The following is a 24,418-nucleotide window of genomic DNA, read 5'->3' on the forward strand; positions in this document are numbered from 1 at the left end:
AAGAAAATAAATCGAGGTGAAAAAAATGGCACAATCTTTACCAATGCTCTTTATGCTGGTTGCTTTAGTGGCAATGTGGTTCTTTATGAGTCGTTCACAAAAGAAACAACAGCAAGAGCGTAAAAATCTTTTAGAAAATATGAAAGCTGGCGATGAAGTCGTAACCATCGGCGGACTCCACGGTGTTCTTTCTGAAGTCAACACAGAAAAAAGCACCGTGATCATCGACTGTGAAGGAATTTTCTTAGAGTTTGATCGTTCAGCGATCCGCACAGTGAAACCTGGAACTGTTGCATCCGTTGAGACACAAATCGAACCAGCTGATGTCGAAGACGCAACGAGCATCCAAGACGAAACCAAAGAATAAGCACAAACGCACCGTCGCTTTCTCAGAAGCGATGGTGCGTTTTTTTAGTAGTCGGACAGTTTCTAAAATAAAACAAGCACCGCAGCAAAACAGAGATCGCTCGTTTTGCTGCAGTGTTTTGATTGCCTTCGCTACTCGATCGGAATCAGTTTCTTTGACGCTTGTTTGCCTTGATCTTTTGGCAACGTCAATTTCAAAATTCCTTCAGCGTAAGAGGCCTTGATTTCATCCTCTTTGACGTTTTCTAACAGGTATTGCCGTCGAACGCTTGTCAAGCTGCGCTCGCTGCGAACCAGACGTCCTTTTTCATCTTCGGTCGCATGATCCGTCTGGTGTTGTCCCGTAATCGTTAAAACCCCATTCTCATAGGTTACTTGAATATTTTCCTTAGGGATGCCAGGCAGTTCTGCTTCAACGAGAAATTCATTGTCATTCTCGTGAATATCGGTTTTGATCAGGTTCGATGGAAACCCATCAAAAAAACTGCGGCCAAAATCTTCAAAGAAATCAAAAGGTGTCATACTGTATGAATCTGAGCGGCGTGGCACAATCTCATGTGTCATAAGAATCATCCTTTCTTTGTTCTTTTGTTTTTACACTTTTTATTTTATTCATTTTTCAGAGAATCTCAAGTGATTTACTCACTTTAAAAAAATCTTTAAAAACCTTTGATACCAACATTTTACTCCTTAATTTTAGCGTGTTTTTACATTGCTTCGTTTCCGTTCCCCCCCTCATTTCGCCTGCTTTTTTCGCGTGACAGTATATACTTAATGATATATACTAAAAGTGAAGTGGAGGAGGAAAAACATGGCACGTTATAGAAAACGAATGCTTGTTGCTTTGATCTATGCATTGTTGTCGTCGATTGCCTTAAATCTCTTTTGGCTGCCGGGAAATATTTATGCGAGTGGGATCACTGGTTTGTCGCAATTGTTGTCGCAGCTTTTAGACGAGCAGTTGAATCTGCAGCTTTCGATCCCGCTTTTGGTGCTTTTTTTTAATGCGCCATTGTTAGCGGTTGCTTGGGTCAAAATCGATCGAGAATTTACCATCATGACGGTTTGTACCGTCGTCCTGTCTTCTGTTATGATGAAGGTGGTACCGGTCATTGCTTTAACGACCGATCCGGTGATCTGTGCCGTGTTCGGCGGATTGCTGCACGGGGTGTCGGTGGGCTTGACATTGAACGACGATTTTTCAACGGGTGGGCTTGATATTTTAGGGATTTTAGTGAAAAAAGCCACTGGTAGAAGTATCGGTAGTTTCTTTATCGGCTTCAATGTTAGTTTGCAGCTAGCAGCCGGGCTGATCTTTGGCTGGCCCTATGCTTTTTATAGTGCTATTTCCTTCTTCATCAGTGGACGGATGGTCGACTACGTCAACCTGAAGCAGCGGCGTGTGCAGCTGCTGGTCGTTACAGAAAAAGCAGAACCCGTCATTACGACGTTGCAATGTGCCTTGCAGCGAGGCATCACGGTCATCAACGATGTCGAAGGTGGATTTGATCATCAACAGAAAAAACTATTATTACTGGTCATTTCCCATAGAGAACTCAAGACTGTCGAAGGCATGATCCAAGGAATCGATGAACAAGCATTTGTCAGTGTTTCTTCTGGCGTCAGTGCCAATCGATCGTTTTATGAATGGTAGCAAAGTGAAAGAAAGTAGGAGAGACGTTGAAAAAACAAGCAGTATTTCAAGAAGTTGCCCAGCAGATTGCGCAACGGGTTCATGAAGGTACGTACGTGACGAGTCAAAAGCTTCCTTCCGATTATGATTTAGCAGAGGAATTTCAGTGCAGCCGTTTAACGGTGCGCAAAGCCATCGATCTATTGATTGGCCAGAATTTGTTAGTGAAAGAAAAAGGCAAAGGAACCTATGTCATGAAACAGCCCAAGATCCAAAGCGGCTCCGGCGGCCTTCAAAGTTTTACTGAAACTGCAAAGGTCCAAGGGAAAAAGACCCGTACGGAAGTTCTGCATATCGAAACCGTCAAAGAGCTCCCGATAGAGATTGGTCAGTTGTTTGGTGATTACGCCAAGGAACCGATCGTTTATTTGGTGCGCTTGCGTTACTTTGATGATGAGCCGATGACGGTGGAAAATCTTTACGTACTGAAACGCTATCTGCAAGAAGACACCGCAGAACTCACGAAAGCTCAATTGGAGTCGTCTTTGTATCAAGTCATTGAAGCCAACATCGAGATTGGTTATTCCCATCAAGAGGTGGAAGCTGTAAAAAGTCCAGCCGATATTGCGAAACTTTTACAGGTGCCTCAAGAGGAACCGATGCTTTTAGTCCATTCGATGACCTATTCCGCATCAGCCAAACCGATCTTATACGATACATCCTATTACCGAGCAGACAAATACACCTTCAAAAATACATTAGTGCGTCAAAAATAAAATCAATCCTTTAGAGGTGAAGACAATGGATCCACTCACAGCAAGTATTGAAGCCAATTGGCCAGAATTTCTCACGCTTTTGAGCGAAGTGATGCAGATTGCAAGCGTCAAAGGTGAGCCGGGGCCCCATGCGCCTTATGGCAAGGGACCACGAGAAGTGTTAGCATACATCATGGAAAAAAGCGCAGCATACGGGTTTCAAACAACGGTCATTGATGATGCGATCGGCTATGCCCATTGGGGACCAACGGATACCGACTATATCGGTGTGTTAGGACACTTGGATGTCGTCCCGGCAGGTTCTGGCTGGAGCTACCCACCGTTTGCACTAACTGAAAAGGACGGCAACTTTTATGGCCGAGGGATCTTAGACAACAAAGGCCCGATCATCAGCTGTTTGTTTGCCATGAAATTGTTGAAAGACCTTGGGCATCAACCGCAATTACCGCTGCGGATCATTTTCGGTACAGATGAAGAAAGCGGCATGTCGGATATCCCACATTATCTAGCGGTTGAGCAGCCACCGCGTTTTGGTTTTACGCCAGACTGCAAGTATCCAGTAGTTTACGGCGAACGAGGTGTCGTCAATGTGCAACTTGATTTTCCATTGCCCGCCCAAGAACAGCAGCTGTTAGCGGCGTTTTCTGGCGATCAATTCCGCGATCATGTGCCAGACCACCTATCGGTAACCATAGGCAGCCAGTCCTTTGAAGCACTAGGCAAACGCTCCCCTAGCAATGCCCCTGAGCTAGGGGACAACGCCATTACAAAACTTGCGCAGCAAGCAGCACCGCAACTAGCGGCGACACCGTCCGTGCAAGCAGCTTTGCAGTGGATCGCCCAAAGTTTTCACCAGCAGCACTATGGCGAAGGCATTGATTTGGTACTAGAAGATGCCGACTCAGGAAAATTGATCTTGACACCTGTGGTTCTCCAAAAATCCGCCAGTGGACTAGTGTTAGAAGTGGCCTTTCGCTATCCTGTATCGGTAACGGAGGAACAAGTGCTCGCTGGGGTGCAAAAGGCATTGCCAGAAGGGGCAAGCCTTACGATCCTTCGCAGCATTCCGGGGTTCTGCCGATCAAAAGATGCCCCCGAAATCCAAACGCTATCGACGATCTATCACCAAGTAACGGGCAATGATCCAACTCCCGTGACCACCACAGGAGCAACCTACGCCCGCAAAATGCCAAACATCCTTGCTTTTGGTCCGTCTTTTCCAGGGCAAAAAGGGATCGCTCATAACCAAGATGAGTACATGGCGGTTGCCGATCTGCGGATGAATCTTGAAATTTATTTGCGCAGTTTACAAGCACTGACAAAATAAGCGAAGACACGAACGAAGAAGAGTTTTTCCATTTTTTTTGAGAAACTCTTTTTTTAGTATAGACATAGTAGTATATACCGTATAGAATATACTTGAAAGCGCTATGAAAAATGGAGGGATATTTATGTGGGGAATGATTGCTACATGGCGGATGGCACACGATGGCGTGCTCGCTGCTAAAGCACTATTAGAGCAACAAGGCTCCTGCCAAGATGCAGTAGAAACAGCCATTAAAGCAGTGGAAGATTATCCATTTTATAAATCGGTGGGGTATGGCGGGCTGCCCAACGAAGAAGGCGTGTTGGAAATGGACGCTGCCTTCATGGATGGTGATACCTTCAAAATTGGTGCCGTCGCTGGGATCGTCGATGTGGAAAATCCTATTTCCGTGGCACGCAGCCTAAGTGAGGAGAAATTCAATAGTTTTCGGATCGGCCAAGGAGCGGTCGCTTATGCGCTTGCCGAAGGATTCCAGCCCAAAGAGATGCTGACACCGCGAGCCAAAACCATTTGGGAAAAGCGCAAAGCAGAGATCGCTGCCAACAACCTCGATCCCTATGACGGCCATGATACAGTGGGAGTAGTTGCGCTGGATGAACACCAAAGCATGGCAGCAGGAACCTCGAGCTCTGGTTTATTTATGAAAAAAAGCGGTCGTGTCGGCGATTCACCTTTATCTGGTTCTGGTTTTTATGTGGATAGTGAAATCGGCGGTGCCGCTGCCACAGGGTTAGGGGAAGACTTGATGAAAGGCTGCCTTTCCTACGAAATCGTCCGTTTGATGGGAGAAGGACTAGCACCGCAAGAAGCATGTGATCAAGCCGTTTACGACTTTGAAGCGCGATTGAAGAAGCGCTACGGCAAAGCCGGCGCCTTCTCGCTGATCGCTTTAGATAAACAGGGGCGCTGGGGCGTGGCAACCAATGTAGAATTTACCTTTAGTGTCGCAACCACCAAACAAGCGCCAGCTATTTTTATGGCAACGCCAGGACCTGAGCAGACAACCATGATCGAGCCTATTACGAAAGAATGGTTGGAAGCGTATGAAGAACGAATCAAAGCGCCGGTCTAACAACCGCGATTGAGAAAAACAAACATTGGAGGAATGGATATGGCAACGAAAAAAATCTATTTGTTTTGTGAAGCTGGAATGTCAACGAGTATCATGGTCAATAAAATGATGGAAGTCGTCAAAAAGCACAACATGCCTTTGACGATCGAAGCATTCCCTGCAATCCATGCAGAAGAAAAAGTCGAACAAGAAAAACCAGTTGCTATTTTGTTAGGTCCACAAGTACGACACTTAGATAGCAAAATGAAAGCAACTTTCGAGCCAATGGGGATTCCAGTCGGCACGATCGCGGCAGAAGCATACGGCATGATGGATGGCGAACGAGCATTGAAAGATGCCTTAAGCTTGATCAAAAAAGCCAAAGCAAAGTAATAAAAGTGTTGGAGTAACAGGGGACTACGTGTTATCTGCCAGATAGCACGCAGATGGGAGGAAGAAAAATGCAGAAATTTTTAAACTGGTTAGAAAAAGTGTTAACACCGATGGCAAAGACGATCGGTGAAAACAAATACTTGATTGCGATTCGTGATGGTTTCTTATTATCCACACCGTTGTTGATCGTGGGGTCACTCTTTTTAGTCTTGACCAATTTTCCGATTCCAAATTGGAACGAGATGATGAGCAGTTTGCTGGGAGACAACTGGGCAACGATGTTGAATATGCCAGCAACAGCCAGCTTTGACATTATGACGATTTTAGCCGTTGGTGGGATCGGGTATAGTTTGGCAAAACAGTTTAAAGTTGATGCCATGCAAGCAGCCATTATTTCACTCGTTTCTTTTTTTATCGTGACACCATTTACGACCGTTTTCACACCAGAAGGCTCTACGGAAGTGTATGAAGTTGGCAGCCTGCCATTACGGTGGATGGGTTCCAGCGGTTTGTTCTTAGGGATGGTCGTTGCCTTGATTTCCACCAGAATGTTCGTTGCGTTATTACGCAAAGGGTGGACGATCAAAATGCCTGACGGTGTTCCCCCAACCGTGGTGAAATCCTTTGAGGCATTGATTCCTAGTTTTGTGATCGTGACGGTTTTTATGATCGCCAACTGGTTAGCCAACTTGACGTCTTATGGCAATCTCCAAGAGATCCTCTTTAAGTTCTTACAGACACCGTTGTTAAGTTTAGGAAATACTTTAGGTGCCATGATCATAGCTTACCTATTTTTGCATTTTTTCTGGTTCTTTGGGATCAATGGTTCCAGTGTGGTCGGTGCCGTCTTCAACCCTATCTTACGGGCATTATCTATTGAAAACTTAGATGCTTTCAAGAATGGCGCAGAAATTCCTAACATCATCACCGGTCAATTTCAAGACATGTTCGCGACCTTTGGCGGGGGCGGTTCGACATTATCTTTGATTTTAGTCATGATCTTAGTCTGTAAAAGCCAAAGGGTCAAAAAACTATCACAGTTATCGTTGATTCCAGGTATTTTCGGGATCAATGAACCAATCATCTTTGGGTTACCAATCGTCTTGAATCCAGTTCTGCTGATTCCTTTTGCTTTAGTGCCAACGATCAATATTATTATCTCTTACTTCTGTATGGATCTTGGGTTAGTCAACTATACCAATGGAATTCAGCTGCCATGGACCACGCCACCGATTATTTCTGGTTTCTTAGTCAGTGGTTGGCAAGCGGCCGTGTTACAAGTCTTGTTGATCCTCTTAGGAATGGCTATTTATTACCCGTTTATCAAAGTCTTAGATAATCAATATCTAAAAGAAGAAGCGGATGCTGTTGAACAAGAAGAAGAGGAAATCAATTTTGATGATTTCGATTTTGATGATCTGTAAGAAAAGAGGCACCGCTCATGAAAAAAATAATTTTGATTCTTAATCATGTCACTGCAGGGATGGGAAGTGATGAAAATGCTCAGTTGCCGCCAAGCGGCAAAAAAGCTGCCCTTGGTCCAGGTCGAACCTTGAATCCACTTTTTCAAGAGCAAGACGCACAAATCGTTGCAACGCTTTATTGTGGTGACCAATATTATCACGAGCATCAAGAAGAAGTGAATAAAAAATTTGTGGGGTTTGCCAAAAAAATTGAAGCAGATGCCGTTCTTTGCGGACCTGCGATGCATTATCCTAATTTTGGCGAAATGGCAGCAGGATTGACGAAAGTATTCAATGCGCAAGGAATTCCAGGGGCTGCAGCGATGTCAGAGGAAAACCCAGCAGTGGCAATCTATGCCAAAGACATCTATATTTTGAAGATGCCGAAAAAAGGTGGGATTGGATTGAATGATTCCTACAAAAAGATGGCGCACGTTGTTTCCCAGCTTGCCCACGGGAAGCCTCTAACAGAAGTAGACCAAGAGGATTTGTTTTAAAGAGAAAGACGATCAGCGATGGCTGGTCGTTTTTTTGTCCTCAATAGACACTAATAGCCATTGAAAGAAGGGCAGAATACTAGAGGGAGTATACGGCAATCTTAGATAAAATAGTAGAAGGAAGAGTGATTTTTTTCAAAAGTGAACAAAAATTTTTTAAACCTATTGTTCAACTGAGCACATGACATTTTTCTTAATAAAAACCGAAACTTTTGTCCACTTCTTTTCCTTAAAAGCTCTTGAAAACGCTTAATTTAAAGGGAGTTTAATAAACTGTGAAAAAAATCACAAAAACTATTTACAAACGAAAAAAGATGTTGTATGATCTGTATGTGAAGTAGTTAACAAACAAAACATGTTTAAAAACTAGGAGGACATACAATGGCTAAGACATTGGAAAAAGAAGTGACAATCGACGTACAAGCAATGATCGACGATTTAGCAACGAAGGCAAATGTGGCGTTAAAAGAAATGGAAAGCTTTGATCAAGAAAAAGTGGACCACATTGTTCATGAAATGGCAATGGCAGCATTAGACAAACACATGCCTTTAGCTAAAATGGCAGTAGAAGAAACTGGCCGTGGTATCTATGAAGATAAAGCGATCAAAAACATGTACGCTTCAGAATATATTTGGAACAGTATCAAACATGACAAAACAGTCGGCGTGATCAATGAAGACAAACAAAAAGGCTTGATCGAAATCGCTGAACCAGTTGGTGTCGTTTGTGGGGTAACACCAACAACCAACCCAACATCTACAACGATCTTTAAAGCAATGATCGCTTTGAAAACACGTAACCCGATCGTTTTTGCTTTCCACCCATCTGCACAAAAATGTTCAGCAGAAGCTGCACGTATCGTTCGTGATGCGGCCATCGCTGCTGGGGCACCTGAAAACTGTGTGCAATGGATCGAACATCCATCAATCGAAGCGACTGGCTTATTGATGAACCACCCAGGAATTGCGATCGTATTAGCAACTGGTGGCGCTGGCATGGTCAAAGCAGCATACTCAACTGGTAAACCTGCATTAGGTGTTGGACCAGGGAACGTACCTGCCTATATCGAAAAAACAGCGAAAGTGAAACGAGCAGTCAATGACTTGATCGTATCAAAAACCTTTGATAACGGAATGATCTGTGCCTCTGAACAAGCAGTGATCGTTGATAAAGAAGTCTATGCCTCTGTGAAAGCAGAATTTGAAGCACATCAAGTATATGTTGTAAAAGCAAAAGAATTACAAAAACTTGAAGATGCCGTGATGAACGAAGGAAAATATGCCGTAAATCCAGCAATCGTTGGACATTCAGCAATGGAAATCGCGAAATTAGCAGGCATCAACGTACCAGAAGGAACAAAATTATTGATCGCTGAACTTGACGGTGTCGGTGCTGATTACCCACTATCAAGAGAAAAACTTTCTCCAGTTTTAGCAATGATCAAAGCAAACAACACAGAAGACGCGTTCGAAAAATGTGAAGCAATGCTTGATTTAGGCGGATTAGGCCATACAGCGGTGATCCACACTGAAAACGAAGACTTGCAATTAGCCTTCGGCCTACGCATGAAAGCTTGCCGTATCTTAGTTAACACACCATCTGCAGAAGGTGGTATCGGAAATATCTACAACGAAATGATTCCATCATTGACACTTGGTTGTGGTTCATACGGGAAAAACTCTGTATCACGAAATGTTTCTGCCGTGAACTTGATCAACGTGAAAACTGTAGCGAAACGGAGAAATAATATGCAATGGTTTAAATTGCCACCAAAAATCTTCTTTGAAAAGAACTCTCTAATGTACTTGGAGAAAATGGAAAACGTTGAACGTGTCATGATCGTTTGTGACCCTGGTATGGTTCAATTCGGCTATTGCGATACGGTCCGTGAAGTACTTGCTCGTCGTAAAAATGACGTGAAAATCGAAGTCTTCTCTGATGTAGAACCAAACCCATCAACAAACACCGTTTACGCTGGAACAAAAATGATGGTTGATTTCAAACCAGATACAGTGATCGCTCTTGGTGGTGGATCAGCAATGGATGCTGCCAAAGGCATGTGGATGTTCTATGAGCACCCAGATACTTCATTCTTCGGCGCAAAACAAAAATTCTTAGATATCCGTAAACGGACATACAAGATCGACAAACCAGAAAAAACGCAATTCGTTTGTATCCCAACAACGTCTGGTACTGGTTCTGAAGTAACACCATTTGCGGTTATCACTGACAGTGAAACACACGTGAAGTACCCATTAGCTGATTACGCATTGACACCAGATGTTGCAATCGTTGACCCTCAATTCGTAATGTCAGTACCTGCTTCTGTTACAGCAGACACTGGAATGGACGTTTTGACTCATGCGATCGAATCTTATGTGTCAGTAATGGCATCTGATTACACTCGTGGATTGAGCTTACAAGCAATCAAGTTAGTCTTTGACTACTTAGAAAAATCAGTGAAAACACCTGATATGGAATCTCGCGAAAAAATGCATAATGCTTCAACAATGGCAGGTATGGCCTTCGCCAATGCATTCCTAGGTATTTGTCACTCAGTAGCCCACAAAATCGGTGGTGAATATGGTATTCCTCACGGACGTACAAATGCGATTCTTTTACCGCACATTATCCGTTACAATGCCAAAGACCCACAAAAACATGCAATGTTCCCTAAATATGACTTCTTCCGTGCCGATACAGATTACGCAGACATTGCGAAATTCTTAGGCCTTAAAGGCAAAACAACGGCTGAATTGGTTGAAGCATTGGCAACAGCTGTTTACGAATTAGGACAATCTGTGGGTATCGACATGAGCTTGAAAGCGCAAGGCGTCACTCAACAAACACTAGATACAACAGTTGATCGCATGGCTGAATTGGCTTACGAAGACCAATGTACAACAGCAAATCCAAAAGAACCACTAATCTCTGAATTGAAACAAATCATCGTTGATGCCTATAACGGCTAAACAATGAGTCAAGAACACCCTGCGGTATCTTAGCTGCCGCAGGGTGTTCTTTTGTCGTCTCTTTTTTTGGAAAACAAGCTGGCAGTTGCCGCCTTTTTGCCCAGATCAGTTAAGAATGCGAAAAATAGCAATTGAACAGGGGGGATCATAAAAAAGGAGTGGATGTCTCCACTCCGTAAAAGTCTCGTTTTTTCAGGATGTCACCAAGGCTGCTGCTTTTTTTGGCTAAAACAGATACGCTCGTTACTTGCTGCCGTTTTTCTTCAAGCGTAGCATCTGGAAGCTTTGTTTTTCCAAGACGACACGCAAAATGCCGTCATTCAATTCCGCTGTTTTTCCATTGACGGGCACAACGTTGTTCGGGGTTGCTTCGGTATTGACGGCATGCAAGTCTGGGTGGTGCAACACTTGATGGGTAGCGATTTGCAATGAATCATATTGACGCAAGTCGCAAGTGAATTCGTTGGCATCCTGCAAATCCTTATTTACCAAGAAAAAGGTCAAATAGTCATCTTCGTTTTCGATCGCAATGGCATCCACATAAGAAGCTTTTCCGTGGCTGCTATCGAAATCAGCTCCTCGAAGGATGCTATGCAACACGTGACCGCGACCATAGTTGCTGATCATTTCATAGGGATAAAAAATCGTTTGTTTCCAAGCGGCAGTATCGGAAGTCATGATCGGTGCGATCACGTTGACCAGCTGTGCCATGCAGGCGATTTTAACGCGATCTGCGTGATGAAGCATCGTGATCATCATGCTTGCGACGAGTAACGCATCTTCAAAGTGATAGACGTCTTCTAATTGTGGTGGGTGTTGACTCCAAGGTTCAATTTTTTGATCCTGTTCATTTGAGTGATACCAGACGTTCCATTCGTCGAAGGAAATATTGATCGTCTTCTTGCTTCGGCGTTTGGCTTTCACCGCATCACAGATCGCTGCGACTTGACTGATGAACTGATCCATTGCGACATTGCTTGCTAGATAATCTTGGCTATCGCCGCTACGGTTGCCATAATATTGGTGCATGGAAATGTAGTCGACTTGATCGTAACAATGACTTAATACTGTATCTTCCCACATGCCAAAGGTCGGCATCGTGAGAGAAGAACTACCACAAGCAACGGTTTCGATCGTTGGGTCCACCAGACGCATCGCTTTGCCAGCTTCTTCTGCGAGACGGCCATATTCATCGGCTGTCTTATGTCCTTCTTGCCAAGGGCCGTCCATTTCATTGCCTAGACACCAAAGTTTGATGTCATGAGGATCGGCCACCCCATGGGTACGACGGAGATCACTATAATAGCTGCCGCCTTTTAAATTGGTGTATTCGATCAAGTTTTTCGCTGCTTCGATTCCTCGTGTCCCAAGATTGATCGCCATCATCGGTGCCGTATTGACTTCTTTGGTCCAATCCATAAATTCGTTTAAGCCGAACTGATTGCTCTCGATCACCCGCCAGGCCAAATCGATTTTTGCTGGCCGTTGCTCTTTAGGTCCGACGCTATCTTCCCATTTATACCCAGAGACGAAGTTGCCTCCTGGGTAACGGACGATCGGCACATTCAACTGCTTGATCAAGGTAACGACATCTTGACGAAAGCCTTGCTCATCGGCAAAAGGACTTTCTGGTTGATAGATCCCTTCGTACACACAGCGCCCTAAGTGCTCCACAAAAGAGCCATAGATCCGTTCGTCGACTGGTGCCAAAATAAAGTGTTTGTCTAAATACATCGTAGTTTTCTTCAATGTTGCAACCCCTATCTTTTCTTTCATTGTAGCGATAGTCCTTGAAAATAAACACTACATTCTGTCTTATTCTATTGATGTTTTGTCCGTTTTCTTTATACTAAAGGCAAGTAGGAAGGAGTGAGAAGTTGAACGTAACCTATTCAGGATTTCAAATGCACAATGCTGTTTCCGATCATATTTATCGCCCCTCTGGCTTAAAGCATTATCTTTTCGTGTTGACGTTGTCTCCAATGGTTTTCACTTTTGAAGATGGTCATCAAGAAACCAGTGAAAAAGGTAACTGCATTCTTTTTCCTCCAACCGTCTATCAAGATTATCGTGGCAAAGAAGATTTTTTTAATAGCTTTGTTGAGTTTCAAACGGATCAGGTGATCGAAGAAACCTATGCGATCCCTTGCAACCAACTGTTCCAGCCGAAAAACATTCAACAAATCAACAAATTGATCCAAAAGATCAATCATGAATCCTTGTTGCCACAACGGCACACGCAAGAATTGATTGCGGCGTATATGACAAATCTATTGGTCTTACTTGAACGCAATTTTGAAGAAAGCATTCCGCAACCACAAAACGAACACTATCAACTGTTTCAAGCGATGCGGTTGAAAATGTTAGTCAATTGCGAACAGCAATGGGATTTTTACCAGTTTAGCCGAGAGCTTTCCATCGGTAAAAGCCAATTCTACAAGCTCTATCAACAGTTTTTTCATACCACGCCCAAAGAAGATTTATTGCAAGCTCGGTTTCAAAAGTTTTTTTATCTACGCAGCAACGAAACACTAACGATTCGAGAGGCGGCGTTTCAATCTGGGTTCCAAAACATCAACCATTTTAATCGGCTCTTTGCGAAGCGCTATGGCTGTGCACCCACAAAGTACCAACAGGAGCAATAGTCAGGGGTGATTGGTAAAAACGCAGAAAAAAGTCCGACGAATTCTTGACGGATGAAAGAGAAAACGGGACAATGTCATTAGGAGGTGGCATATGGATATAGAAATGATCGTAAGCGAACTTTCTAAACGTTCAAGTGAATTGGAAGCGCTACAAAGAAAATTGAGTCAAAGCCAATTAATGAATAATGAAGCGGCACAAACGTTCATTTTTGACTTAAAGGATTATTTAGATAGCTTAAAGCTCATAACAGATTTAGTACCGTCAGCGGCAACTACAACAGTGGAAGTTGACCAGTTGTCGTACGTCTTAGGTGAACAAAATCAAAGCATCCAGCAGCTGCTGGTTATTTTGGAAGAAGCCGAAGCAAATGACGACCAGCGCTTTTTCGGCAAAAGTGCGGGAGAAGTGCGGCGGATGATTGGCAGTCTGTCTGGGATCCTGGAACTAAACGGTCTGTTGCTGCAAGACAATCGTGGCTTTCAGCAAGTCGTGAAGGAAACTGGACCGCTTCAGGTGACTGAAACAAAGGAAGTCTCTGAGAAAAAAGGATTTCTCCAAAAGCTTTTCGGGAAATAAGCACTGATCGTCAATCAAAACATGAATCACTTGTACCAAAAAAACGGCGCTTCACAATGTGTGAAGAACCGTTTTGTGGTACAAGTATTTTTTTGCTCTTTGCCAATAGAAACGGAGAGATCAGAAGGTACCGACGCTGAAACGTTAGAAATCGAACTTCTGGGGGGGCATTCTTCAATCCCGTAAATCAGAAAGGTGTTTTCGGTAGCTTTTCTACTAGCATTTGCCAATAATTTTTTGCTAGTAGTTAAGCTGAATAGTTTTTCTCTGATCCCCTTTGCTCATTGTTATTTTGTCCGCTGTGATAGTGACATCAAAGGGTGGGATCTGATCAGAAAAGGCATTGCCTAAACACGCAACGAGCCATTCCTGTTGTCCGGCGAGAACGGTTTTGCTTACTTGAGGGATGACTGTTCGACTATAAAGTAGATTCGTGTTGGGTTCTGGCATCAAGAGGGTACCCTCTTGATGCGTCGCGAAGGTTTTGATACCAACACAGCCAACCGAGCTTTGATAAAAGGTGCCTTCTTTGCTAGAAAACGCAGTACCATCAGCCGGTGCTGCAAAGCTGCCATTGACCAGTTGCAACCTTCGATCCGTTTGAATCCGATGGTAACGCAGATGCCAAGGATACATCGGAATCACAAAGGTTTCGATGATGACCTGTTCGTAGGGACGCCAGCGACTATAGACGTAGTCATCTTCAATCGCAAAGGCTTCATAACCAAAAGCCGTTTTAAAATCCGTCTGCCCTTCTGAGATCGCCAATGTATTATCATAAGCACCTTGTTTCAATAAAACGGTTGCTTTCGGTACGCTAAACCCAAACGTTGTCGAATAGACAAACTTTTCGTATTTGGCATTGCCGTGAGCATGTTCGTGGGAATGCTGCCCCACCGTGAAAGCTTGCAATTCTGTGCCTTCTTGGTTATGCACCAAGAGCATCCGACTATGAAGATTGCGCACCTGTGTGGCAAAGGTTGGCACCTGCTCCTCAAGCGTCCAAAATTCAGCATCCGCTGGGATTGCCAATACACAGAAATTTTTGAAAGCCCAATAAGGCGATCCTGGTGCGTTATAGCCTTCAGCCATATTTAGGTTGGGGTAGGCATAGCCAATACTTAAAAAGCCTTCTTGCGTAAAGATTGGTTGGCGAAACCAGTAACGCATGTTTTGTAACAGTAAATATTTTCCTTCATTTTTTGTGAAGCCTTCATATTCTATATCGGCGAAAGCACCGACGGCAAAGAAACTTGATTGCGCAAACCGATACGTTAGACTACGGCCAAAAGGCAATGCCGCACCGGTTTTTGTGAACCACTGCTTAAAGGATTGAGCAAACGTAGCGGCTCTTTGACGGTAGTTAAACTGATAAGGGCATTGGGAACGACAGGTAAGAACACTGTAAAGGAGTCCGTAGTATTGCATCCCAAAAGGAATATAATAGTCGATTTGATTTTCATAGCCATCAAAATACCAGCCGTCTGCTAAGTAATACCTCTCGATCTCTTCTTGATCAGCCAAAAGGGTGGTTTCTACAAAAGGCAATGCTGCCATTTCAAAGAAGGTATTGACTAAAATCCGAAAGAAGAGCCAATTGGTTTTAGGGATCGTGTGCTGATTGATCTGGTTGAGCCAATCAAAGAGATTCGTTTGCTCTCTTGGTGTGAGGCGATCCCAAAAGATCGGTTTGGTAAAAATCAAATAGCTAGCAAGGGCACCCATTTCCACAAACAATTGGTCATAGTCATGCAATTTTCCCCAGTACTCCTGAGAGGTCGGGGTGGTGCCTGCAACGATCCCGGCATTGGCTTGTTGAAAAAGTTTTGGGAAACGAAGACACGCTTCTTCTTGGCTGAACAATGGGCCCAATCCCCAGAGTGTCCGTAAAAAGCCTTCGATGTCACTCTTTTCCTGATTGTACACCGCTCCTGAATTTCCTAGGTGGACCCTCCCGGGAGTTCCTTGTTGTGCCATACATTCGTATATGGGAGTGACCAGATCAACAAGGGCCTCTTCTAGATCGGTTTTGGTTCGAAGAGGGTTCTTACTTAATGCTTCTTGGAAGTTTCTCATGCAAACAGCTCCTTTTAGTTGTTATTTTACTTTATTTAGTAAAATAAAGAAATGGAAACTGTTGCATTTCTCGGTTTTAAGTAAAAAAATAGTAAAAAATCGCTGGAAACAGTTACATTTTTTTGTCGACATCGCTATAATGGAGAAAATACGAGAGGAGCTACATGCAATGACCCAGATTTCCTTAACGATTTATGACCAAAAGCATCAAGTAAAACAAGGCAAACGAGCACCTGAAAGTGAATCTACCCTTCTGCAAGCGACGGCGGAAGACTTTGTCACGTTGGCATCCCAAGAGTGTTGTTACGAGGACGGAGATAAAATCGTTGTTTCGCTCTCACGCAGCGGACAATTTGTGTGGGTCACACTCGATGAAACGCTGGCGACTACTTTGGTGTACATCAAAGGCAACGAGTGGATCTACCCCGTAAATCTTAGTAAAAATGCCAAAGAAGCTGCGCCAGAAGGCCGTTTTGCTGGGAAAAGTCACTATTTGAGTGTGCGGGTAGCAACAAAAGAAGAACTAGCGGCTTACCGCAACGTCGCCTTAAACCCTCATGATCAAAAAGAATTCTTGGGTGCCTATCCGCATGCCCATGCCAATGTTGAAACAAGAGATGATGCGACGTTTTTCGCTTGTAACGCTATTGATGGCATTTTTGCCAATACGTCTCATGGCAATTATCCCTATGGCTCATGGGGGATCAATCAACAAGCAGATGCCGCTTTGACGATCGACTTTGGTCATGAGGTCAGCATCGACCAATGTGCGCTTACGTTACGGGCGGATTTTCCCCATGATAGCTATTGGCAACAAGTCACGTTGGCGTTTTCCGATGGGAGTCAAGAAATCTTGCATACGGTCAAAAGCAGCCAGCCTCAACGGTTTTCTTTCCAGCCGCGAACGGTCACTTGGGTAAAATTGCATGAACTGATCCAAAATGACGATCCCTCACCATTTCCAGCGTTGACCCAAATCGAAGTCTTCGGACGCTCTATTCAGGAGGAAAACGCGTGAATCCAGCAGAGGTAAAAGAAGAAATTTTACAGGCGGCACAGGCTTATCTTGACACTGGTGAGATTCCCTATTTGCCTTATCAAGGCTATCAAGAGTATCTCGAATCGGGGAATCGTGTTGTCTTCGAATCCCATTATTTTGCCCGCCGACGGATGTTGGTGGTTTTAGGACTTGCTTATGAAATGGAGCGTAAGGCAGCGATCAAAGTGCTGCTGGAGCAAGTGATTTGGGAAATCTGCAATGAATATACATGGTGTCTGCCAGCGCATCTGCCGATTGTCGATGGCCAGTTTTCTTCGCAAGCGCGCCACACAGTCGATCTTTTTGCAGCTGAAACTGGGCAATCCTTAGCGGAATTGTTGATGCTGATTGGGGGAGACCTTTCACCAGTCATCACAGAACGAGTGTTGTATGAGATCGATCAACGGCTTTTTTTACCCTTCGAGGAGCAAACCTGGGAGTGGGAGACAAAAGAGAACAATTGGTCCGCGGTCATTGGTGGCTGTCTTGGAATGACGGCGCTCTATGTATTGCCGAAAAAAAGTGAGCGACAATTGCGGATGATCAAACGATTGGATACCGCAATGCAAAGCTATCTTAACAGCTTTGGCGAAGATGGTGCTTGTGTAGAAGGTGTTGGATACTGGGCGTATGGGTTTGGTTATTTTCTGTATTATGCGCAATTGTTAGCAGAAGTATTGCAAGAAGACACCTACCTAAAGCAGCCTAAAATCAGAAAAATTGCCGCTTTTCCTTATTACACGATGATTTCTCCAGGGCATTACATTCCTTTTTCTGATTATTCGGCGATCGAACTGCCTAGTGGTTTGGTCAGTTATTGCTACGAGCATTTGGGCGTGGCGGTTCCCCAATTATCGGGGGTCAGTCCGTTAGATTTTGATCCTTGCTACCGGTTTGCCCATAGCTATCGAAATTTGTATTGGCATAACGAAGCGATCACACGAGAAACGAATGCCTCGTTTCATCACTATTTTGAACAAGCGCAGTGGTTCGTTGCAAAAGATGTGCAGCAGGATCTCTTTTTTGCTGCCAAAGGGGGGAGCAATCAAGAAAGCCACAATCATCTCGATGTCGGTCATTTTGCCTTAGGAACGACAGAGGAGTTGTTTCTGACGGACCTTGGTGCAGGGGAATACACCAAAGAGTATTTTGACGAGAACACGCGCTATCACTACTTTCCCGCAGCCGCAATCAGTCATTCGCTGCCAATAATCAACCAGCACACCCAACGCCCAACAGCCGAGGAAGCAACGGTGCTACAGGTTAATGACCAGCAATTTGACTTAGACCTCAGTGCGTTCTATCCGAAAGCAGCGGTCACTGAATACCAGCGGCGCTTCGTGGTCTCGCAGCAACAAGTAACGATCGAAGACCATTTTGTCTTTGACGAGCACCAACCAAAGAATCTGGTGGTGGAAAACTTTATTACGAACATACCACCAATGGTGCAAGATAAGATCGTTCAACTAATGACAAAAAAAGCACGCTGTGTTCTTGGTTTTACCAGTGATAAGATCCAAATACAGCCAGTCACTTATCAAGATCACCATGGTGTACAGGCACAAGCGTATTTGATTCAAGCCGAATACGCGCTTGAGCAGACAGGGGAAATCAAAACGACCATTAAAATAAAAAAAGGGTGAGAAGGATGCGGTGCTTCCTTGCAATGACGTTGATCAATGCAAGAAGACACCGCAGCTTCTCAGCCTTCTTTTGGTTTTGCGGTAGATTGACGAATCACCAGCTGTGTACTTAAAAAGATGCGTCTGGCGATCCCAGGATTTTCGATGCGGTTATAGAGTAGCTCTAACCCCGTTTCACCCATCTCTTCAGTAAATGCTTGGACTGAAGAAAGGGGGGGAGAGACATAGCGGGACACCGAAATATCGTTGATGCCCATAACACTGATGTCTTCAGGAATCTTGATTCCATGAGCCGTTAGCGTATGAATGACCCCGATCGCAAAGGCATCATTGGCTGCCAAAATCGCAGTCGGCAAGCGGTCTTGCCACAAAGCCAAAGCCTGCTCCGTTAATTCTTCCCCCGTTTGGACATCCAACCGACTATTTTCTTTCACGATGAAATAATCCTCATCAAACAGCTGATAATGCTGCATCATATCGACATAGGTGTTGACCGTTGGCGTTTTGTACCGTCGATACCCATACATATTTTGACTTTCCTCGGCGCCGATAAAGGCGATTTTTTGATGACCAAGTCCCATCAAGTGAGAAAGAGCCAACTCCGTTGCTTGCGTAAAATCGGTATTGACAGAATCGTAGTCATCCAGGGGAAAGTTACTGCCAATCACACAGAGGTTGGGGTGTAGCTCATGGAGTTTCTTGACCCGCTCTTCTGTAAACTTGCCGATTGCCAGTAAGCCGTCGACGGACTGGATCACTGACTCATCAAGGTTGGAGATTTTTAACAGATCACAACCCAGTTCGGCGGCGCGTTTTTCCACACCTAAACGAATCGACATATAGTAAATGTCTTCCAATTCTTCATCATCCATCCGCCACTGAACGATCCCGATCGATTTGTTGTGTTTTTTTGGTACATCCACTGGTAGTTCACGCTGCTTTTGCTTGTTTTTGTATTTCGTATAATTTAGTTTTTCAGCTGCCTCGAAAATCTTTCGTTTGGTTTCTTCGGTCACTGAAAGACTAGGATCGTAGTTCAGAACCCGTGATACGGTTGATATTGATACCTCAGCTATGGTCGCTATGTCGGTAATCGTAGCCATAGAATCCCTCCTCCAATGCTTCTCCTCTTCAGTATATTTCTTTTTAGTAAAAAAACCAAGAGAGAATTTGCCCTCAAGTAAAAATTTTACTTTTTTTAGGAAAAACTATTGATTATTTTCCTAAAAAAAAGTATGATTTGAATTGAAGAAAGCGTTTTAAAAATGAGGGTGGCATGAATGAAGTGGATTAATTCGTTATTTATCCTGGGTCTACTTATGGGGTTGACTGCTTGTTCTCCAAATGAAGCAACGCAGACGCAAGCATTTTCTCAAAGCAGCGAAAAGCAATTAAAAGAACGAGCGCTTTGTTATTCTGACGAAGATTTTTCGCAAGGTGTCGTCCCGTTGCATGAATTCGTGAAGCTATCTGGCACCATCGTGAAGAGTGATGCGAAAACAGCAGACATTGAGAAAGGGAATCGATTTATTTTAGAAACAGCGGCTGGACAGTACCAAGTATTCAATGAACAAAGTCAGCAATTGAAACTACAAGAAGTGGTGACGATCTACGGAGAATATTATGGGTTTATTAAAGCGACATTGATTGAAAGGAAGGATGCGGATGCAATCACAGAAGCTGCAGCAATTGAAAAAGAATAAATTTGAAAGTTATGAAGATGTAGCAGCCGGCTTCAAAACGATCATGGATCAACTCAAACCCGCTTTTGCAAGCAGTCGTCCCGGTCATTTGGCTTTAGGCAGCCATGGGACTGTCTATGAGAAAGAGGTACAGGAACTTGAAGCGTTCTTGCGACCGCTTTGGGGATTCGCGCCTTATCTAACCCAGCAAGAAGATTCATTCATGGAAACCTATCTCTCAGGAATTATTGCGGGTACAGATCCAGAGAGTCCCGATTATTGGGGTGTTGTGGAAGACTTCGACCAACGAATCGTGGAAATGGCTTCGCTAAGTACCTTTTTACTATTAAACAAAGAAAAAACGTGGGATGTTTTATCCCAACGCCAAAAAGATGATCTCCATGCGTGGCTGATCCAAGTCAATCAACGAGAAATTCCTGCAAACAATTGGCATTTCTTTCGGGTTCTCGTCAATGTAGCCATGAAGCGTTGTGGCAGCAGCTTTTCCCAAGAAAAAATCGATGCTGACTTGGCATTGATCGAGACCTTTTATTTAGGGGAAGGATGGTACTGTGACGGAGTAGCCACTCAAATCGATTATTATGTATCTTTTGCGATCCACTACTACAATCTTCTGTACTGTCGATTTGTCCCTGAAGATCTTGAAAGGACAACGAAGTTCAAACAACGAGCCACCGATTTTGCTGGAACCTTCAAGCATTGGTTTGCAGCAGGTGGTGCCGCCGTTCCTTTTGGTCGAAGTTTGACGTATCGCTTTGCGCAAGTTTCTTTCTTCAGCGCATTGGTTTTTGCGGATGTTGAAGCATTGCCATGGGGAGAGATCAAGGGGTTGATCAGTCGTCACCTGCATCAGTGGATGCAGCAAGACATTTTTACTTCCGAAGGGATACTGACGGTCGGCTATTCGTACCAGAATCTGATCTTTGCCGAAGGTTACAATGCACCAGGTTCGCCTTATTGGGCGTTAAAAACCTTTCTTTTGTTAGCGGTACCAAAGGAGCATCCCTATTGGCAAGCCACTCCCACGCCATTAGCGATCGCTGAAAGAACACTGGCTCATCCTATCAGTAAGAACTTTTATCAACACAATCAAGACTTGACGCATGCCTTGATGTTTCCTGCAGGACAATTTATCAACTATCAAAGTCATGCCAGCAGCAAATATAGCAAATTTGTCTACTCAACGACGTTTGGCAATAGCGTGCCCAAGAGCAATTATTGGTTTTATGAAGGAAATTATGACAACACATTGGCTTTGTCAGAAGATGACCATTACTTTCGCACCAAAGGATTGGATCGCCAGTATCAGCTTTTACCTGATCGGATCATTCATGAATGGGATCCGTGGGAAGACGTGAAGATAAAAACAACGATCATTCCACTGATAGGCAGTCACCTTCTCATTCACGAGATCAATTCTCAGCGCGCCCTTTCTTTCTATGAAGGTGGATTTTCATCACCGAAAGAGCCTACTGCCATCACTGAAAAAACCGCAAGCAGCGCTGCGGTACGAACATCGATCGGCTATTCGAAAATCGAGGCGATCGCTGGCTATGAAACGAGCGATGTCTTACGAACGGAGCCCAATACGAACCTCTTGTATCCTGCAACTTGGCTGCCGTATCTAACTGCTCAACGACAAGCGGGAAAGCACCTGTTCGTTTCCCTCGTCACCGGCTTGCTTCCACAAGAACAAGAACAAGCAGTGACCGTCGAAGTGACAACAGACAACATTACGATCAATCAATCCGGACAAACGATCCAGGTTGAGCGAATAGGAGGAAAAAATGGAAACCAGCTATGACGTACAGCTATCACAATGGATAGCCGAGCAAATCGACTTCACCGTTAATCAAGTAAGAAAGAATACTAAGACCTTTGACACGTTGGTCCCACCGGCAGCAAGTGAACAGCTTGTCTATCGACCAGAAGCCAACCATGATTGGACGGCGAGTTTTTGGACTGGCATGTTGTTTTTGAGTAAAGAACTGACGGGATCAACAGAATTTGATGAAACCATCGAAAAACAGCTGCACTCTTTCCAAGAACGATTGAACCAAAGAATTGGATTAGAAACCCATGATATCGGGTTTTTGTATAGTTTGACTGCGATTGCCGACTATCGGGTGAACGGACGGGAATCTTCGAAAAAACTCGCGATTGCCGCCGCCGATCTATTGATGGCCCGTTACTCACCCAAAGCCCAGATCATTCAAGCGTGGGGCAATCTCGATGATCCGCAACAACGGGGGCGCATCATTATTGATTGCTTGATGAATTTGCCGCTATTGTATTTTGCTTCCCAAATGACCGGGGATGAATCCTACAAAAAAGCAGCCTATGCTCATGCCAAGCAGACCCAGAAATACATCGTGCGAGACAACGCCACGACGTACCACACCTATTACTTCGACGTTGAAACTGGAGCGGCGATCGGCGGCAATACCCAACAAGGCTATGCTGATGATTCCTGCTGGGCAAGAGGGCAAGCGTGGGGAATCTACGGATTTACGCTTAGTTACCTTTACACCGGTGATACCAGTTTCTTGAAGACTGCTCAAGACCTTGCGGATTACTTTATTGCTGAATTACCGGCGGACAAGGTCAGTTATTGGGATTTAGTGTTTAGCGATGGTAGTCAGGAAGAAAGGGATAGTTCGGCCGCCGCCATCGCAGTCTGTGGCTTGCTAGAACTGGCGAAACATTTACCGATCACGCAGCCAAACCAAGCCGCCTATCAGGAAAACGCCTTGGCGATCTTGGCATCGTTAGCCCAAAACTATACAACGATCGACCATCCCGAATCAAACGGACTATTGATGCATGGGGTTTATGACAAGAATTCCCTCAAAGGGGTCGATGAATGCATGATCTGGGGCGATTATTATTACATGGAAGCGCTGATGCGGGTGTCACAAAGTTGGTATTCCTATTGGTAGTTTTAGGGGCGACCCTTTAAAAAAATGTTTAATGGAGGAATGAAAATGCACTTTTTGAAAAAAGGTTTATTAGCAGCAACGATGTTTGGGACGATCGCAGCTTTGGCAGCCTGTGGAGGCGGAGCGACAGATGATTCCGCTGCTTCTGAAGATGGCGATATCAAATTGACCGTAACCACTTGGAATTACGATACGACACCTGAATTCGAAAAACTATTCCGTGCCTTTGAAGAAGCGAATCCGGGCATTACCGTTGAGCCTGTCGATATTGCTTCAGATGATTATGATACCAAACTGACGACCATGCTCTCTTCCGGAGATACGACAGATATTTTGACCATGAAAAATTTACTTTCTTACTCTAATTATGCGTTGCGGGACCAATTGGTGGATCTCACCGACCATATCGGATCATTGGATATTGCCCCAGCGCAAGAAAGCTATGACATGTATGACGTAGAAGGCAAAACCTATGCACAACCGTATCGGACGGATTTTTGGGTCTTATATTATAACAAAAAAATGTTCGATGAAGCAGGCTTAGACTACCCATCGAACATCACCTGGGACGAATATGAGGAGCTTGCCAAGCAGCTAACAAAACCAGACGAACAAATTTATGGTGCGTATCAACACACATGGCGTTCTACTACTCAAGCGATTGCAGCTGCTCAAAATGGTGCCAACTTGATCGACCCTCAATACGACTACTTAGAAGAATATTATGATCGTGCATTGCGGATGCAAGACGATAAAGCACAAATGGACTTTGGGACAGCAAAATCAACGAAAGTTACGTATCAATCACAATTTGAAAATGAAAAAGCAGCCATGATGTACATGGGAACTTGGTATATGGGTGCATTGATGACCAATATCGACGATGGCAAGACAGATGTCGAGTGGGGCATTGCGGAAATGCCGCAAAATGAAAAAGGGGAAGTAACGACATTTGGTTCTCCGACTGCTTTTGCCATCAATAAAAATTCAAAACATCAAGAAGCTGCGCAAAAATTCTTAGACTTTTGTTCCGGTGAAGAAGGCGCCAAAGTATTAGCAGAAGTCGGTGTCGTTCCTTCATATAAGACTGATGCCATTGATGAACTTTACTTCTCCCGTGAAGGCATGCCCGCCGATGAAGTATCGAAAAAAGCCTTCAATCCAGAAACCGTCGCGATCGAGTTTCCTGTCGATGAAAATGGACCAGCGATCGACAAAATCTTGCAAGAAGAACATGACTTGATCCTTGTAGGGGATGAAACACCAAAAGAAGGCATTGCGAATATGGAAAAAAGGGTGAAATCTGAAACAGAATAG

General features: G+C 44.3%; 21 protein-coding genes. 17 read left to right on the forward strand and 4 right to left on the reverse strand.

The window, feature by feature from the left end; genetic code table 11:
- The first annotated feature begins 25 nt into the window (after positions 1-25).
- Complete coding sequence (gene yajC, locus A5882_RS07120; RefSeq protein ID WP_005232170.1) at positions 26-367, forward strand: preprotein translocase subunit YajC; 342 nt, start codon at positions 26-28, stop codon at positions 365-367.
- A gap of 131 nt (positions 368-498) precedes the next feature.
- Here the strand turns inward: yajC and A5882_RS07130 are convergent, their stop codons facing one another.
- Positions 499-930, reverse strand: a complete 432-nt coding sequence (locus tag A5882_RS07130) for an Hsp20/alpha crystallin family protein (protein WP_008376072.1) — start codon at positions 928-930, stop codon at positions 499-501.
- A gap of 247 nt (positions 931-1,177) precedes the next feature.
- Between A5882_RS07130 and A5882_RS07135 the strand changes: the two genes are divergently transcribed.
- The 8 genes from A5882_RS07135 (at position 1,178) to adhE (ending at position 10,479) form a co-directional block, all read left to right on the forward strand.
- Complete coding sequence (locus A5882_RS07135) at positions 1,178-2,020, forward strand: YitT family protein (RefSeq protein ID WP_005227341.1); 843 nt, start codon at positions 1,178-1,180, stop codon at positions 2,018-2,020.
- A gap of 26 nt (positions 2,021-2,046) precedes the next feature.
- A complete protein-coding gene (locus A5882_RS07140) occupies positions 2,047-2,775 on the forward strand; it encodes a GntR family transcriptional regulator, LSA1692 subfamily (protein ID WP_005232165.1) in 729 nt (242 codons plus the stop codon).
- Positions 2,776-2,800: 25 nt separating this feature from the next.
- Entirely contained in the window at positions 2,801-4,102 is a 1,302-nt protein-coding gene (locus A5882_RS07145) for a Sapep family Mn(2+)-dependent dipeptidase (protein WP_086372586.1), read from the forward strand.
- A gap of 124 nt (positions 4,103-4,226) precedes the next feature.
- Positions 4,227-5,174 (forward strand): N(4)-(beta-N-acetylglucosaminyl)-L-asparaginase, encoded by a 948-nt coding sequence (locus A5882_RS07150; protein WP_086372587.1) that lies wholly within the window; start codon positions 4,227-4,229, stop codon positions 5,172-5,174.
- Between the two features lie 39 nt (positions 5,175-5,213).
- Entirely contained in the window at positions 5,214-5,546 is a 333-nt protein-coding gene (locus A5882_RS07155) for a PTS sugar transporter subunit IIB (RefSeq protein ID WP_086372588.1), read from the forward strand.
- A 68-nt stretch (positions 5,547-5,614) separates the two neighbouring features.
- On the forward strand, positions 5,615-6,970 hold the full coding sequence (celB, locus tag A5882_RS07160) for a PTS cellobiose transporter subunit IIC (RefSeq protein ID WP_034872054.1): 1,356 nt from the start codon (positions 5,615-5,617) through the stop codon (positions 6,968-6,970).
- Positions 6,971-6,987: 17 nt separating this feature from the next.
- Complete coding sequence (locus A5882_RS07165; RefSeq protein ID WP_086372589.1) at positions 6,988-7,506, forward strand: GrdB-related putative oxidoreductase; 519 nt, start codon at positions 6,988-6,990, stop codon at positions 7,504-7,506.
- Positions 7,507-7,887: 381 nt separating this feature from the next.
- Positions 7,888-10,479 (forward strand): bifunctional acetaldehyde-CoA/alcohol dehydrogenase, encoded by a 2,592-nt coding sequence (gene adhE, locus A5882_RS07170; protein WP_010748754.1) that lies wholly within the window; start codon positions 7,888-7,890, stop codon positions 10,477-10,479.
- A gap of 243 nt (positions 10,480-10,722) precedes the next feature.
- Here adhE and A5882_RS07175 read toward each other — a convergent pair whose 3' ends face one another.
- Positions 10,723-12,255 carry an alpha-N-arabinofuranosidase gene (locus A5882_RS07175; protein ID WP_086372590.1) on the reverse strand — a complete coding sequence of 511 codons (1,533 nt, stop codon included), beginning with the start codon at positions 12,253-12,255 and terminating at the stop codon, positions 10,723-10,725.
- Positions 12,256-12,356: 101 nt separating this feature from the next.
- Between A5882_RS07175 and A5882_RS07180 the strand changes: the two genes are divergently transcribed.
- Both A5882_RS07180 and A5882_RS07185 read left to right on the forward strand, forming a co-directional pair.
- A complete protein-coding gene (locus A5882_RS07180) occupies positions 12,357-13,124 on the forward strand; it encodes an AraC family transcriptional regulator (RefSeq protein ID WP_086316847.1) in 768 nt (255 codons plus the stop codon).
- Between the two features lie 91 nt (positions 13,125-13,215).
- A complete protein-coding gene (locus A5882_RS07185) occupies positions 13,216-13,701 on the forward strand; it encodes a hypothetical protein (RefSeq protein ID WP_086316848.1) in 486 nt (161 codons plus the stop codon).
- A gap of 240 nt (positions 13,702-13,941) precedes the next feature.
- Here A5882_RS07185 and A5882_RS07190 read toward each other — a convergent pair whose 3' ends face one another.
- On the reverse strand, positions 13,942-15,777 hold the full coding sequence (locus A5882_RS07190) for a DUF2264 domain-containing protein (RefSeq protein WP_086372591.1): 1,836 nt from the start codon (positions 15,775-15,777) through the stop codon (positions 13,942-13,944).
- Positions 15,778-15,946: 169 nt separating this feature from the next.
- Here A5882_RS07190 and A5882_RS07195 point away from each other — a divergent pair, with 169 nt between their 5' ends.
- Together A5882_RS07195 and A5882_RS07200 are read left to right on the forward strand one after the other, a co-directional pair.
- Positions 15,947-16,795, forward strand: coding sequence for a hypothetical protein (locus tag A5882_RS07195; RefSeq protein ID WP_034878078.1), 849 nt, complete (start codon positions 15,947-15,949; stop codon positions 16,793-16,795).
- Positions 16,792-18,459 carry a heparinase II/III family protein gene (locus A5882_RS07200; RefSeq protein ID WP_086372593.1) on the forward strand — a complete coding sequence of 556 codons (1,668 nt, stop codon included), beginning with the start codon at positions 16,792-16,794 and terminating at the stop codon, positions 18,457-18,459. The genes A5882_RS07195 and A5882_RS07200 overlap by 4 nt, the downstream gene beginning before the upstream one ends.
- A 59-nt stretch (positions 18,460-18,518) precedes the next feature.
- On the opposite strand, the gene A5882_RS07205 is transcribed toward A5882_RS07200, so the two are convergent.
- Positions 18,519-19,562 (reverse strand): LacI family DNA-binding transcriptional regulator, encoded by a 1,044-nt coding sequence (locus A5882_RS07205; protein ID WP_005232137.1) that lies wholly within the window; start codon positions 19,560-19,562, stop codon positions 18,519-18,521.
- A 177-nt stretch (positions 19,563-19,739) separates the two neighbouring features.
- Between A5882_RS07205 and A5882_RS07210 the strand changes: the two genes are divergently transcribed.
- Genes A5882_RS07210 through A5882_RS07225 form a run of 4 tightly spaced genes read left to right on the forward strand, consistent with a single transcriptional unit; the run spans position 19,740 to position 24,418 of the window.
- A complete protein-coding gene (locus tag A5882_RS07210; RefSeq protein WP_005232135.1) occupies positions 19,740-20,162 on the forward strand; it encodes a hypothetical protein in 423 nt (140 codons plus the stop codon).
- Positions 20,125-21,966 (forward strand): DUF2264 domain-containing protein, encoded by a 1,842-nt coding sequence (locus A5882_RS07215; RefSeq protein ID WP_086372594.1) that lies wholly within the window; start codon positions 20,125-20,127, stop codon positions 21,964-21,966. The genes A5882_RS07210 and A5882_RS07215 overlap by 38 nt, the downstream gene beginning before the upstream one ends.
- Entirely contained in the window at positions 21,950-23,101 is a 1,152-nt protein-coding gene (locus A5882_RS07220) for a glycoside hydrolase family 88 protein (protein ID WP_005232129.1), read from the forward strand. Before A5882_RS07215 ends, A5882_RS07220 begins: the two co-directional genes overlap by 17 nt.
- Before the next feature lie 45 nt (positions 23,102-23,146).
- Positions 23,147-24,418, forward strand: coding sequence for a sugar ABC transporter substrate-binding protein (locus A5882_RS07225; RefSeq protein ID WP_086299068.1), 1,272 nt, complete (start codon positions 23,147-23,149; stop codon positions 24,416-24,418).

Origin of the sequence: Enterococcus sp. 4E1_DIV0656, assembly GCF_002140695.1 — a bacterium.
In the GTDB taxonomy this organism is placed as follows: domain Bacteria; phylum Bacillota; class Bacilli; order Lactobacillales; family Enterococcaceae; genus Enterococcus_D; species Enterococcus_D entomosocium.